At 56.7% G+C, this 14,604-nt stretch carries 11 protein-coding genes; 3 read left to right on the top strand and 8 right to left on the bottom strand.

Annotation, left to right across the window (positions count from 1 at the left end; genetic code table 11):
- Window positions 1–83 precede the first annotated feature (83 nt).
- Window positions 84–1,763: a C4-dicarboxylic acid transporter DauA gene (gene dauA / locus UTO39_RS01490; RefSeq protein ID WP_320726267.1), complete on the top strand. Its 1,680-nt coding sequence runs from the start codon at window positions 84–86 to the stop codon at window positions 1,761–1,763.
- On the opposite strand, the gene UTO39_RS01485 is transcribed toward dauA, so the two are convergent.
- Window positions 1,749–2,807, bottom strand: coding sequence for a MerR family transcriptional regulator (locus tag UTO39_RS01485; protein ID WP_320726266.1), 1,059 nt, complete (start codon window positions 2,805–2,807; stop codon window positions 1,749–1,751). The two genes, dauA and UTO39_RS01485, sit on opposite strands and share 15 nt — an antisense overlap.
- A 121-nt stretch (window positions 2,808–2,928) precedes the next feature.
- Window positions 2,929–3,204, bottom strand: coding sequence for a stress-induced protein YchH (gene ychH / locus UTO39_RS01480; RefSeq protein WP_008499505.1), 276 nt, complete (start codon window positions 3,202–3,204; stop codon window positions 2,929–2,931).
- Window positions 3,205–3,478: 274 nt separating this feature from the next.
- Between ychH and pth the strand changes: the two genes are divergently transcribed.
- Window positions 3,479–4,063, top strand: a complete 585-nt coding sequence (gene pth / locus UTO39_RS01475; protein ID WP_023336005.1) for an aminoacyl-tRNA hydrolase — start codon at window positions 3,479–3,481, stop codon at window positions 4,061–4,063.
- Between the two features lie 126 nt (window positions 4,064–4,189).
- The gene (ychF, locus tag UTO39_RS01470) at window positions 4,190–5,284 is read left to right on the top strand and encodes a redox-regulated ATPase YchF (RefSeq protein ID WP_010432886.1); all 1,095 of its coding nucleotides are present in this window, start codon (window positions 4,190–4,192) and stop codon (window positions 5,282–5,284) included.
- A gap of 59 nt (window positions 5,285–5,343) precedes the next feature.
- Here the strand turns inward: ychF and UTO39_RS01465 are convergent, their stop codons facing one another.
- The 6 genes from UTO39_RS01465 to UTO39_RS01440 form a co-directional block, all read right to left on the bottom strand.
- A complete protein-coding gene (locus UTO39_RS01465; protein WP_320726265.1) occupies window positions 5,344–5,769 on the bottom strand; it encodes a hypothetical protein in 426 nt (141 codons plus the stop codon).
- Between the two features lie 14 nt (window positions 5,770–5,783).
- Window positions 5,784–10,148 carry an RHS repeat-associated core domain-containing protein gene (locus UTO39_RS01460; protein WP_320726264.1) on the bottom strand — a complete coding sequence of 1,455 codons (4,365 nt, stop codon included), beginning with the start codon at window positions 10,146–10,148 and terminating at the stop codon, window positions 5,784–5,786.
- Between the two features lie 3 nt (window positions 10,149–10,151).
- Window positions 10,152–10,592 (bottom strand): DcrB-related protein, encoded by a 441-nt coding sequence (locus UTO39_RS01455; protein WP_320726263.1) that lies wholly within the window; start codon window positions 10,590–10,592, stop codon window positions 10,152–10,154.
- A 179-nt stretch (window positions 10,593–10,771) separates the two neighbouring features.
- Window positions 10,772–11,212 carry a hypothetical protein gene (locus tag UTO39_RS01450; protein WP_320726262.1) on the bottom strand — a complete coding sequence of 147 codons (441 nt, stop codon included), beginning with the start codon at window positions 11,210–11,212 and terminating at the stop codon, window positions 10,772–10,774.
- A 208-nt stretch (window positions 11,213–11,420) separates the two neighbouring features.
- Entirely contained in the window at window positions 11,421–11,927 is a 507-nt protein-coding gene (locus UTO39_RS01445; protein WP_320726261.1) for a hypothetical protein, read from the bottom strand.
- 1 nt (window position 11,928) lies between these two features.
- On the bottom strand, window positions 11,929–14,514 hold the full coding sequence (locus tag UTO39_RS01440) for a type VI secretion system tip protein VgrG (RefSeq protein ID WP_320726260.1): 2,586 nt from the start codon (window positions 14,512–14,514) through the stop codon (window positions 11,929–11,931).
- Window positions 14,515–14,604: the final 90 nt, after the last annotated feature.

The following is a 14,604-nucleotide window of genomic DNA, read 5'->3' as shown; positions in this document are numbered from 1 at the left end:
CTCTGGGTTTTATTTGTATGATTAATGCCTCCTTCACCTGCCATTCACATGACAGATGATGCGCATACGGATGATAGATAATTGTGAAAAACGTAGCCTCCTCACATGTTCTGCCCTTTCGCGCCCTCATCGACGCCTGCTGGAAAGAAAAGTACACCTCGTCACGTTTTATCCGTGACCTGATTGCCGGGATCACCGTCGGCATTATTGCCATCCCGCTGGCGATGGCGCTGGCCATTGGCAGCGGCGTTGCGCCACAGTACGGTCTGTACACCTCGGCCGTTGCCGGGATAGTTATTGCCCTGACGGGTGGCTCGCGCTTCAGCGTCTCCGGCCCGACCGCCGCCTTCGTGGTGATCCTCTACCCGGTTTCACAACAGTTTGGTCTGGCAGGCCTGCTGGTTGCCACCCTGATGTCCGGCCTCTTTTTAATTCTGTTCGGTCTGGCCCGGTTTGGACGCCTGATTGAATATATTCCCCTTTCCGTCACGCTCGGGTTCACCTCGGGGATTGGGATTACCATCGGAACCATGCAGATCAAGGATTTCCTCGGCCTGCAGATGCCACACGTACCGGAACACTACCTGCAAAAAGTGGGGGCGCTGTTTATGGCGCTGCCGACGGCCAACCTGGGCGACGCCGCCATCGGGATTGTCACGCTCGGGACGCTGATCGTCTGGCCTCGCCTCGGTATTCGCCTGCCGGGGCATCTGCCCGCGCTGCTGCTGGGCTGCGCGGTGATGGCTATCGTCAATATGTTCGGCGGCCATGTCGCGACTATCGGCTCGCAGTTCCACTATGTTCTGGCGGACGGTTCGCAGGGTAGCGGCATTCCGCAGCTGTTGCCGCAGCTGGTGCTGCCGTGGGACATGCCGGGCTCCACCTTCACACTGAGCTGGGATTCTCTGCGCGCATTGCTGCCCGCCGCGTTCTCAATGGCGATGCTGGGGGCGATTGAATCTCTCCTCTGCGCCGTGGTGCTCGACGGCATGACCGGCACCAAGCACAAAGCCAACAGCGAACTGGTCGGTCAGGGCTTAGGCAACCTCATCGCACCGTTCTTTGGCGGTATTACCGCAACGGCTGCCATCGCCCGTTCTGCGGCCAACGTGCGCGCGGGGGCAACGTCACCCGTTTCGGCGGTCATCCACTCCCTGCTGGTGATTCTGGCGCTGCTGGTCCTCGCCCCGCTGCTCTCCTGGCTGCCGCTTTCCGCCATGGCCGCCCTGCTGCTGATGGTGGCCTGGAACATGAGCGAGGCGCATAAGGTGGTCAATCTTCTGCGTCGCGCGCCGAAAGACGACATCATCGTGATGCTGATCTGCATGTCGCTGACCGTGCTGTTCGATATGGTTATCGCCATCAGCGTCGGGATCGTGCTCGCTTCCCTGCTGTTTATGCGCCGCATCGCGCAGATGACGCGCCTCTCACCGGTTAACGTTGAGGTGCCTGACGATGTGCTGGTTCTGCGCGTGATTGGCCCGCTGTTCTTCGCCGCGGCGGAAGGTCTGTTCAGCGAACTGGAGTCCCGCATCGCGGGCAAACGAATTGTGGTACTGAAGTGGGATGCCGTTCCGGTGCTGGATGCCGGCGGTCTGGATGCCTTCCAGCGCTTTGTTGCACGTCTGCCGGAAGGCTGCGAGCTGCGGGTGAGCAACCTGGAATTCCAGCCCCTGCGCACCATGGCGCGCGCGGGCGTACAGCCAATCCCTGGCCGACTCTCCTTCTACCCTAACCGCGAAGCCGCGTTAGCGGATCTGTGAGTTACCCGATGCAGAGAAACGTCTCTGCATCATTACCCCGATCGCCTGCTGGAGCCATCCCAGCACGGCAGGCGTCATCCACGTGCCTTTCATCAGATGCGGCTCCTGCTGCATGGCTGTGCGAAACTTTTGCTGAGTCTCAGGGTTCGTCCCTGCGTACGACTGGAACAACGCCAGCCAGTTTTCCGCCAGCTTTTGCGCCTCCTCCGAGGCAGGATCGCGATTTTCCCGCTGCGCCTGGTGAAGCTTCGCCACCAGCGGCGGCCACTCCATCATGCGGTCAAAGTAGTGCGCCCGGGTAAAGGCCATCTCTTCGGCAGTGAGATACTTCTCCCAGATGCTGAGCTTAGATTCCGCAAACGCGCGCGTGATGTAATCGGTCATCTCCGGCGTGATGCCGGTCTGCTCGCGCATTTGAGGCTCCACGCTGTGCATCTCGTTCAGGCGGGTGAGAAACTCCGGCTTGCCCGCCGTGTCCTGCTCCAGGCGTTCCATCCAGCGCGTTGCCAGATCCATCGCCCGCAAGTCAGTTACGGGTGTATCCTGTTCCAGCAGCGCGTTTGCCTCTGCCACCAGCCCTGACCAGATAGCCGCAAGCGCATCCTTTTGCACCGCAAACGGCAGCTGCTGTAACTCTTCTTTGCTAAACCAGCGATCGTACATATTCATTAACTCCAGAGTCTGTAGCCAGGACTCCAGATCCGGCGTCGCATCGTCGGTAAGCCCGGTACGCAGCTCCACCAGCCGGTCGCGCAGCGTGTGTATGCTGCGCAGCTGTTTATCCAGCAGCGTGATTTGCGCATCGAGTAGCTCGGTCAACGACAGCGACTCCTTTTCCAGAAAATCCCTGATTTCAGCAAGTTCCAGCCCCGCTTTTGCCAGCGCCTGGATCATGTGCAGACGCTGGACATCCGCCAGGTTGTAAAGCCGGTAACCTGCCGCGCTTCTGGCAGAAGGCAGCAACAGCCCTGTTTGCTCGTAGTGATGCAATGTCCGCACGGTGATACCGGCTCGTTTCGCCAGCTCACCCACCTGAATCAACATAACTGCTCCTTTTTACTTTGCCAGTGCCACCACTCTGGAGCCTTACGTTACGTGAGGGTCAATATGCTATGCAAAAAAAAACGACTCCGGATGGAGTCGTTTCGATGTTCTTAATCAGGCACTAGCTGTGCTTATGCTGGTCGCGACGACAGCGTTTGTCGTAGTGGCGCACCCACCAGTATTTATCGCAGACTTCCTCATGTCCGCTCACGCGCGCCCCGGCGAGCCACAACACCGCACCGAGGAAGATGCTCAGTACCGCGCCATGCGCGAAGTATTGTGGGAGATCAAGCTGCGGCAGCTGGTTTAAAATGGAATAACCTACGCCGACTACCATCACGAAGAGCCCCAACCCCATCAGCACGTTACCGAGTAACGAAGCGTTTTTGCGTTTCATGTGTCACCTCCGGAACTTTGGGTTGTCAGGGGAAAAGCCCCTAATCCTTGTGTGTAAAGTATAGACAACGCCCCTTTTATGAGTTGCGTGAATGATCACAATTACAGATAACTCCCAGACAAAAATTTACAAATAACACCTTGAACAGCTTGAAATTCTAATTGTTCCGATTAGTAATTATTTGCATCTCGCGGTGCCGATCGCAGAATTTTGTCAAGCGGCGCGCCAGACAGTAAACTACGCGCCAGATCTGGAACCCATTAGGAATTGAATCGTGACGATTAAACTGATTGTCGGCCTCGCCAACCCGGGCGCAGAATATGCGGCAACCCGCCACAACGCCGGGGCATGGTACGTCGATCTGCTGGCTGAACGGTTACGTGCTCCCCTGCGTGAAGAACCCAAATTCTTCGGCTATACCTCACGTATCAACCTCGCTGGCGCGGATGTTCGCCTGCTGGTGCCCACCACCTTTATGAACCTGAGCGGCAAAGCGGTGGCGGCGATGGCAACGTTTTATCGCATCAATCCGGATGAAATTCTGGTGGCTCACGATGAGCTGGATCTCCCGCCCGGCGTGGCAAAATTCAAGCTGGGCGGCGGGCACGGCGGCCACAACGGTCTTAAAGACATCATCAGCAAGCTGGGCAATAACCCGAATTTCCACCGTTTGCGCGTGGGAATCGGCCATCCGGGCGATAAAAACAAAGTTGTTGGTTTCGTTCTCGGTAAGCCCCCGGTTTCTGAGCAGAAACTGATTGACGAAGCGGTAGACGAAGCGGCGCGCTGCACCGAAATCTGGCTGAAAGATGGCTTAACTAAAGCGACAAACCGCTTACACGCTTTCAAAGCGCAATAATCCGCCCGATACGGCTTTTTTACCGCGCGTCATGCGGGTTACGTGTATAATAGGCGTAGTTATTTACTTTTCATCAATCGGTTATCGTTAACGGATTGATTATCAAGACATTAAGGTGATTTAGAAATGGGATTCAAATGCGGTATCGTCGGTCTGCCAAACGTGGGCAAATCCACCCTGTTTAACGCGCTTACCAAAGCGGGTATCGAAGCGGCGAACTTCCCGTTCTGTACCATCGAACCGAACACCGGCGTGGTGCCAATGCCGGACCCGCGTCTGGACCAGCTTGCGGAAATCGTGAAGCCGCAGCGCATTCTGCCAACCACCATGGAGTTCGTGGACATCGCGGGCCTGGTAAAAGGCGCCTCCAAAGGCGAAGGTCTGGGTAACCAGTTCCTGACCAACATTCGTGAAACCGAAGCGATTGGCCACGTTGTGCGCTGCTTCGAGAACGACAACATCATCCACGTTAACAACAAAGTGGATCCGGCTGACGACATCGACGTCATCAACACCGAGCTGGCGCTCTCTGACCTCGACACCTGCGAACGCGCGATCCACCGCGTGCAGAAGAAAGCCAAAGGCGGCGACAAGGACGCGAAAGCGGAACTGGCTGCGCTGGAAAAATGTCTGCCACAGCTGGAAAACGCGGGCATGCTGCGCGCGCTGAAAAACCTGACTGAAGAAGACAAAGCGGCGATCAAATACCTGAGCTTCCTGACCCTGAAGCCAACCATGTACATCGCCAACGTTAACGAAGACGGTTTCGAGAACAACCCGTACCTGGATAAAGTGCGTGAAATCGCAGCGGCTGAAGGTTCTGTGGTAGTTGCCGTGTGCGCTGCCGTTGAATCCGATATCGCCGAGCTGGACGATGCCGACCGTGAAGAGTTCATGGCCGAGCTGGGTCTGGAAGAGCCGGGCCTGAACCGCGTGATCCGCGCGGGCTACGAGCTGCTGAATCTGCAGACCTACTTCACCGCTGGCGTGAAAGAAGTGCGTGCGTGGACGATTCCTGTGGGTGCGACCGCGCCTCAGGCGGCCGGTAAGATCCACACCGACTTCGAGAAAGGCTTTATTCGCGCGCAGACTATCGCGTTTGAAGACTTCATCACCTATAAGGGTGAGCAAGGTGCGAAAGAAGCAGGCAAGATGCGTGCAGAAGGGAAAGATTACATCGTTAAAGATGGCGATGTGATGAACTTCTTGTTTAACGTTTGATTGGTTTTGAATGAAAAAAATCCACGCTTTGGCGTGGATTTTTTTATAGAGTAACGAACTTATCCCCTCTTGCGCAGATAGAACTCCAGATATTTTTTAGGTCTATCCTGAAACGCACGTTCTTTGCCGTAGTTATAAGCATCGTTAAAATATTTATACGCTTCCTCGAATTGATTCAACTCATAACAGACCATGCCGAGATCGATTATGGGTGCAGTGTCTATATCCGATCCACGTGTCCGTAATGTCGTCTCTCCCCATTTCTTTGCCTCAGCGTAATCCGCGAGATCAAAATATGCGCTGTACATGCAGGCAGAGATCCAATTGGCGAGCTCCCATTCGAGCTTTGGCTCAGGAAGCGCTTGCCAGGCTTTTTGGTATTGCTCTAAAGCCTCGATGTATTTTTTTTCATCGTGAAACTCGTTTCCTTTTTCAACAAAGGAGTTAATTTCAGATTCAATTTTTGGGTCTTCAAGGTCTTTCATGGAACAATGCTCCTTCATTGGAAATATTGTGATTTTTCCTGTGGGCCAATAAAATCGGCGGAATCTTTATATCTATCAGGTAGCAGAGCTCCCTGAGACCGATTGTGACCATAATATTCAAGCTCATAATTTCTGGAATCTCTCATAAATGCTCTGACCTCACGAGATTTAGGCCCATAATAACCACCTCTCTGGTTCCAGTATTTAACTGCATCGGTTAAATGAGCCATATCCGCATCCTGAATACGGTACCATTTACCATCAGTTGAACTCTTAAATTGCATCCTATCGCCCGTACCACGAATACGTCCTTCTCCTCGCATTCGTGCGATTACTTCACGTCCAGTTTTACTGTTTTTTCCCGGGGTTCTTCCCATAAATTTTTTACGGCAACTCAACCCAAGCGGATCGATCCAACCCAGCGCATTCGGCGCATACTGGTAAAGGTTTATCCCCCCCGCCAACCCTATCGGATCCTGCTGCGTAAACCTTCCGCAGTCCGGGTCATAATAACGGAACAGATTGTAGTGCAGCCCTGTCTCACGGTCCAGGTATTGCCCCTGCATGCGCAGGTTCTGAGAATATCCTGATACCTGCGTCTCGCTTTCCCGCAGCAGCTTGCCCCAGGCGCTGTTCACACCTTCCCAGCGCACCTGCCCTTCGATATCCGTCATCCGCTCCGGCGTGCCGTTCGGCTGGCAGTGGAACCAGAAGATCTCCGGGGCATCTACGCCGTCAATACGCGCCAGAGGATCGTAGCTGTCCTGATCGCTGTAGACGTAGGTGAGCGGTACATCCCCGTGCACCTCCTGCAGCAGGCGGAACCCTTCCCAGACAAACCGGGTGGTGACCGGCTTGCCGGTTGGCTGTCCGCCCAGCATCTGGCGTCGCGTTTTGCTGACGCGCCGACCGAGCGGATCGTAGCGGAAGCTGACCTGCGTCTGCGGCCTGTTGCGATCCCGCGGCTGGCTGATGACATCCGTCAGGCGGTGCTCGCCATCGTAGCGGTAGTGCCAGCGGGTCTGACCGTTGTCCTTCTCCACGGTGCGGCCGTGGATGTCATAACGCCAGCGAATGCCGTTCAGCTGCGTCAGACGATTGTGCGTGACCTTCTCAGCAGAGCCTTCGAGCGGGTTACCGGCAGCATCCCAGCGCCACTGCTCCTGTCCGGGCAGCGTGCCGTCCTGAACCAGCAGACGCCCGGCGCTGTCGTACTGCCAGCGGTACCAGCTGAACGGGTTGTCGTCCCGCTCTTCCCGCACCAGGTTATTGCGGTAGTCGTAATCCCAGCGGCGGGACCAGCGGCGCGGCGACGGGCGCTGGGCGTTGCCGGTAAAGACGTCCCGGCGATGCAGGCGGCCAAGGCGGTCGTATTCGCTGCGGGTGGTCAGCAGCCCCTGGGTTCGGCTGGTCTCGCGGTGAAGCTCGTCGCGGGTAAAATCAGAAACCGACAGCTTATCGAGAGCAATACTGAGCAGATGTCCGCTGCCGTAGTAAAACTGCTTAAGCTCGCGGCCATCGGGCAGCGTGACGGAGGTGCGGTTGCCCAGCGCGTCATACTCCCACGCCAGCTCGCCGTGCTCGCCCGCTTCGCGCGTGACGCGACCAATCGCGTCATACTCAAAGGCAAGCTCCTGCTCTGCCTCGGTGGTCCACGCGTCGGCTGAAAGCGCCGGATGCAGCCCAATACGGCTTAACAGCCCGGACGGAGTGTAATGGTAGCGGGTCTGTCCTTCCGGCGTGGTGCGGGCGACCAGCTGGCCGCTCGCGCTCCAGGCGAAGGCGTGGGTGATGGCCTCCGGATGGCCGGCGGCAAACGTGCGCGCAATCGTGCGCCCGCAGGCGTCGTAGCGATACTGCGAGGCCACGCCATCGAGCCCCACCTCTTCCAGCAGCAGCGAGTCCGCGCCCCAGCGGAACTGGTACGCTTCGCCGTTTTCGTTTTCCAGAGCAATCAGACGTCCGCGGCTGTCCCAGCGTCGGCGCACCTCTTCGCCCTGGGTATTGCGCGTGGCGGTTAAGCGCCCGGCCTCATCGTATCTGAACTCACTTTCTTTCCCGTCGGCGCCAGCATGCTTCACCGGCAGGCCACGTTCGTTCCATTTGAGCGACTCCGTCCAGCCTTCCGGACGGTCGAGCTGCACCGGGCGTCCTGCGGCGTCGTAGCGGTAACGCGTCTCTTCACCGTCGGCGCTAATCTCGGCCACCAGCCAGCCCAGCGGATGATAGCGGTAGCGGGTAATACGACCGGAACAGTCCGTCGCACGTACAATCTGTCCGGCCTCGTTGTACTCCTGGTAGCGGCTGTTTCCGGCGGCATCGACCTCCTCAACAACCTGCCCAAACTCGTCCCGGCGCAGTAGCGTGGTCTGCCCCATTGGGTCCACCACGCGCTTCAGCCCGTGGTGTTCGTCGTACCAGAAGCGGGTGGCGCTGCCGTCGGCTTCGATAATGGCCGAGGGGAGCGCGCGGTGCTCCAGCCAGGCGGTGGTGCGGGTATTGCCGTCGGCGTCAGTCTCCTGAACCCGGTTGCCCATTTCGTCGTAGACGAATGTAACGGCGTTACCGAGCGGATCGATGCGACGCGTCAGAAGCTCGTTGTCGTCCCACTCGTAGCGCCAGTTTTCACCGCGCTCGTCAACGTAGCGGACAATCAGATTTTGCGCGTTCCAGTAGTGGCGGCGCGTCTGACCGTCGTAGTGCTCGACGGTCGTCAGCCCGGCGGCTAAATCGTAGCTAAAGCGGCAGCCGTCGCCGGTGCTGGTGCGGTTTTCCACCACGCGCCAGTGATCGAACAGTTTCCAGCGGTATTCGCTCTCCAGACCGCCCGGCAGACGGTGCCAGACCATCAGCCCATGCTCGTTATAGCGGTACTCACGCGTCACCACGCCTGAGGCATCCGTCGCGCTCGCAAGCTGGCCGCGCGCGTCGTAGCCCCACTGCATTAGCGGCCATGTCTGGTTGCCGTCGAAATGGCTGGCAGCGGTAACGCGCTGCGGGAAACGCTCATCCTCATAGCGCAGGGTGACGTCGATTGCCCGCGGCTCGTCGTGCAGGCCGACCAGCCTGCCGTGCTCATCCCACTCCGTCAGCAGCGCGTTGCCGTATTCATCGCTGAGGGAGGCCAGACGCAGGATGGAGCGATTCGCCCGGGTTGGTTTATACAGACGCCACACCGCCCCGTCGTCGTCGGCAATTGCCACGTCGCCGCTCTCGTTGCGGCGGATAATAATGCCTTCGCTGATGCTGTAAAACGCGCGGTCGACAGGCGGCAGCTCGAAGCTCAGCTCGCGCCCGGTTTCGTCAAACCATGTGGCATTGTTTTCTTCGAGCGTCAGATAGCTGTCAAAGGTCGTTGCCCAGCCCAGACCGAACAGCCCTTCGCGGGTGGTCAGGCTGTTGTAGCTGCGCTGCCAGCGCAGCGGGAAGCGCCCCGGCAGCGAGAAATCGAGTTCGTCGTCGTCATTCAGCACCTTCACGCCGGTGGCGGCGTGAACCGGGTGCGACGAGCCAAACACGGCATTCACCGCCATATCGGCCAGCATCCCGCCGCCGGCCGCCGCCAGCGCGCAGGGCATGTTTTTGAGAATCTTGCCCGGACGCCCGCGCAGCAGGGAGAGCGCGATCATCCCCAGCGCCAGGCCCGGCGTTTTACCGCTTTTGATATCGCGGACCGTGAGCGTCTCCCCGCCGATGATCACGTTCGGGGAGACATCGTCGGAAACGGTGCCTTCGCAGGTTGTGCGATCTTTTGCGCGCACCGCGGGCTGCCCGTTGATAAAGACGCTTTTAGAGCCTTCCGCCAGATACTGCGGCCCGGAGTGCTTTTCGCACGCCACCTTGTCTTCTTCCAGCGGCGAGGTTCCCGCGGCGGCAGAGGCCACGCTCGGCTGCCACATTTCGCTGCCAAACTGTCCGGCCGCGGAGAGCAGCAAGCCCGCGTAATCGGCAAAGCTGCCCGGCGACTGCGGCTCAGGAGACGGAGTATCCGCGGGCGTCAGCGTGCCTGCCGCGCGCGCGGCAGGGATCGCATTGGTCAGAACGTTATTTGAACCGGTAGTGATTTTACCCGCGGGCGACGGCGGAAAAAGCGCGTTGCCTAACCCTTCCGCGGCGTTGCTGATATCGTCAGTGATGCCCGCCACGTTCGCCAGCACGCCACCGATAATTCCGCTTAACAGACAGCTGGATCCAATCGCCGCCACGCCCGCTGCGGCAGCACCCGCACCGAGTAGAGGCGCGGCCGCCGTAGCCGCCAGCCCTACCGCCGCACCGATCACCGCATAGGCGGCACCTTCCGCCACAATGCTGGTGATGTCAGCAAAAATGCTGGAGTGAATAATCTCGTCGCCCTTACGGGCCGCGTTGTTATCGCTCATGCCTTACACATTCCGGTTGTCGTTTAGCGTCAGACTCTGCTTAAGCGCGCTCCAGCGCACCTCGTCCTCTTCGGTGAAGGCTCTTAATGCCGAGAGGGTAAAAATCATCAATGCCTGTTTGCCCGGCGGCTGCACGGCCAGCTGTTTTTGCCACAGGCGCTGTCCGTTATGGTCAAAGGTAGTCTCGACTTCCAGTCCGTTAATTTTCCCGTCAGGACCGGCTTTTACGTTCCGGAATTCGCTCTGGGCGATCTCACCCATCTGAGGACGCAGCACGTCCCACTGGCGATGAAACTCTTGTTCGTAGTCGCTGCCGTCCGGGACAACGCCGCGGCTGACCACCACGGACAGCCCGCTTTCGTCATCGCGAATAATGTTCATACTGTTATCCTGCCAGGCAGCAGGAAAAAGGGAAAACGAACCTTCCTGGAGGGTGTATTTCATAAGTGAACTCGGGATGATTAATATGATGAGAAACAAAAGAGGCCAATACATACTGGCCTTTTGGTTGGCTGTTTTTATTTAAGCCACTGACCTGACGGTTCGACTAAAATGTGGCTGCCTTTGCTGACAACCAATAAAGCTCTTAACAATATGACTGCCAAATAATTTTTGGTTAGAGATTACTCTGAAGAACCACTATCGTAATTCATTGTTATTTTTACAACCTTACTGTCTTTGATCTCAAAAGAGAGCAGTTTTTTACCTAATTCATAGGTAATCCACTGTTCCCCCGAATCATTGTCGACCTGACCGGTACCGTATGCGCTATTAAGTTCTTTTCCCGTTGTCCCTACATAGACACCACGCGGCGTCACGATATCTGCGCCGGTCAGCGTAATCTGCGACACGATATAATCATCAACGCTTCTTTCCGCTTTATCCCACCAGAGATTGGAGCTGAATATTTCTAACCCAGCCCTTTGATGCTGGAAAAATTTATAATTAGTTCCGTCAAAAGGAACCTCACCGGTAAAACTGCCTTCCACCGGCACGTCAATTTTACGCGCTATATCAGGAGCCCATCTGTCGCCCAGGGCGATGGACTGGTCTTTGACCTTCACGGAAAAATCCTGTTTTGTCAGAACGGGCGGCATAGCTTCTGCCAAAACCACATTGCTACCCAGACAACTAAACATCAGGGAAAAACAAAGAAATATGGGCGTGTGTCTTTTCACGTTAATCGTCACTGACTTGATGTAAATTACGCTTTTCGCGGATGCTGCAAACCGGCAGCGACATACCCGTGCCGGCAGGAAAACACAACACTTATTAACGATCGTAACGCGACATAATGACTCGATTTAGGCATTCCTGGTTCATTACCGGAAAACTAAATGCCCATGCCAGCCCATGCTCATCAGTGGCGGTTCGATATCCCACAGATTGCCCTGCGGTATTTCCGCGAGGAATATTTGATACCTTAACATCTGGGAAATGCGCTTTGACCTGGTCGAGCGTAATGCAAGGCTGTTCGATTACAAACGAGACAAGTGAAACGCTATTATCTCCGTTTCCCCATAAACGAACATCTACATCGCTGATACGTGTTCCATCAGATAATGTGAATGGAACTGACGTATAACGGTCTTTCACTTCTGGATTTTTTGGGACCAGTGGTTGATGGAAAAGTTTACTGACATCCTCGGCCTGTTTTCCCCAGACTGTTTTGAGTTCTTTAACAATATGCCATAAAGAATCTTGGTTCATGTTTGTTTGTCCTGCGTAAGAAAGAGTTGAAAATAGTGGGAGCAAAAAGAAGATGGTATTTTTTGTCATTCTACTTACCATAGAACCCCCCGTAATAATCGTTGTAATTGAGATCGGTACCCGAAGCTATTTCGCCTTTACCGTAGACTTTACCTATAGCTTTTGCAGCGTCAATCCGCGACAGCTCTCCACTTACCATTTTATCATAGGCTGCATTGTAAGCTTTGAGATTTTCCGGGCTCCCTGCAATATCAATATCAATACCGCCATTTCCCAGTATTTCACGCTGTATTTTGATATTATTCAAGGTTGCACCACCTTCATCCATTAGCTGACTATTAATGAAGTTTTCTTTACTCGAATAATCTGCAGCAACAGGATATGTGGCATGTCCTGCTTCATGAGCTAAAGTTTGTACCGTCGTGGCCGTATCTTCCATGTGTTCGGGATCCATAACGATCAATTTATTATCCGAATCAGCATAACTACCACCACCTGCAGCGCCAGGTTGAATAGCCCACCCTTTGTCTTTCAAATCTTTTAGCTGAGTTTGAAGAGTCGGTGACTTGTTGATCTCTTTGATAACATCGTCATTGAAAGGCATAACGTCTGAGCTATTCGGATTATTTTTGTAAACATAATTCCCTTTCAAAGGCGGGGCTGTTGTTGACGCCGAAGCTGGAGCAGGTTTCGATTGGCCTGCTGCTGGAGCCGCAGCGGGGGCTGGACGACTAGCGCTCTCTTGCGGCGAAAACTTCGCCTGCACCGCCGCATCAATATCCCCTTTATGCCCCGATCCCGGTGCCGTTGTGCCCGGCTTGGTGCCAGAGGTATTCAGGTGCAGCTTACCGCCCGTGGTGATATAGCCATCCCCTTCCACGAAGAAATTAAACTCTTTGCCGATCAGGTTAATCTTGCCGTTAGCGTTCAGCTCGATGGCGCTTTCACCTGAGACCAGCCGCAGCTTCGTCCCGGAAGCAATGACATACTGCTCTACCGCCGCATCCAGCTTGCCTTTCCCCGTCAGGATCTCGGTTCCGCCTTTCACCGCCTGGGTCTGATTCGCTTCCACGCGATGCAGCTCATTTTTCTTCACGTAATGGCTGCGCGCCCCGCCGACGCTGTGCGTTTCATCATTCTTAACGCTGGTGTCCATGTTGCGTTCGGCCTGGATCCACACCTGCTCTGCACCCGCCTTGTCCTCAAAGCGCAGGGCGTTGGCGTTATCCACGGAGCCCCCTTTCGAGCGGCTCATAAAGCCCATCTGCGTCGCCGCAGCCGGCAGCGCCCACGGCGGCATGCTCGCGTCGTTGTACACGCGTCCGGTTATAATCGGACGGTCCGGGTCGCCGTTGATAAAGTCCACCACCACCTCGTCGCCGACGCGCGGTATCTGCACCCCGCCGTAGCCCTGGCCCGCCCACGCGCTCGACACGCGTACCCAGCAGGAGCTGGTGTCATCCCCCTTCGCCAGCCGGTCCCAGTGGAACTTCACCTTCACGCGGCCGTATTTGTCCGTCCAGATACTCTCGCCCTTCGGGCCGACCACTTTTGCAGTCTGCGGGCCGTAGGTGCGCGGCCACGCCGTGGACTGCGCCGGACGGTACACCACCGCCGACGGGATGACCGTGAAATCGGTACGGTGAACGGTCTCCCCCTCGCCGCTCGCATAGCGGTTCTCTTCGAAGTGGTAGCCCGCCGCCGTCACCAGATATTCGCCGTTGTCGCTGAAGAACGGCGCATTGGTTAACGTGAAGGTGTGCCCCGGCGCTATTCCCGCCGCCGTGGCGGTGGCCTGAATCTGCTGGTGCTCAACCTGCCAGCGCTCCTGACGGATACGGGCATAGAACTCCCCGTGACCTTTGTCCACAAAGCGCCCCGGCCAGTCGTACACGTCGATGCTCCCCGGCTTCGGCGACGCCGGGTTCTGCTGGGCCTGAAACAGCCACGCGTTCGGCTTGCGGAAATCATAGTCGTCGAGGCTGTAAATCCCCGGCGTCACGCTGTCCTCCAGCGCCCACTGGCTGATGCCCTCTTCGTCCGTACTGCCGCCGGACGGCGTCTGGTGGTAAGGAATGACCTCATAGCCGCTGAACGGCTGATGCTGCGTGGCGGCGTCGGTGAGCACCAGAGTGTGTTTGTCCGCCTCGTGGCTGAAGTGATACGCAATCCCCTCCAGCTCCATCAGGCGGCTGATGAAGTCCAGGCTCGACTCCTGATACTGCACGCAGTAGTCCCACACCCGGTAGCTGCCGGTGAGTTTATCCTCAACGTTAACCTGATGCTCGCCCAGCAGGGTTTTCACAATCTGCGGCACCGTCTGCCCCTGGAAAATACGCAGGTTGCGGTCGCGCTTCATCGGCCACAGGTCCGGCTCCACCGTCAGCTGGTACACCGCATAGCGCGTGCCCGTCAGCTCAACGGCGCTGACCGCCACGCGGGTAATCTTGCCGTTAATGTAGCGGGAGGTCAGCAGGTTCTGCGTCGGGATGGTCACCGTGACCGGCTGGCCGAGCAGCTTACTGCGGTCGATGCGCGCGTCCGTGCCGAGCACGGTCAGCGTCAGCGCGAACGACTCGGACATCGCCTCGCGGCCCGTCAGTTTCCAGAACAGAAGCCCCTCCACCGGGAGCTGAACGGTAATTCGGTTGAGCATAATCTTTATTCCACTATGGACTAATCTCAGTGCCAGAAGTTAACTCATCTTCAATACGCTGGCGGCTATGCTGTTGATATGACAATGCGT

Source organism: Enterobacter sp. 118C5 (assembly GCF_034107645.1).
GTDB classification, from domain to species: domain Bacteria; phylum Pseudomonadota; class Gammaproteobacteria; order Enterobacterales; family Enterobacteriaceae; genus Enterobacter; species Enterobacter nematophilus.
This window is presented reverse-complemented; position numbering and strand designations above follow the sequence as displayed.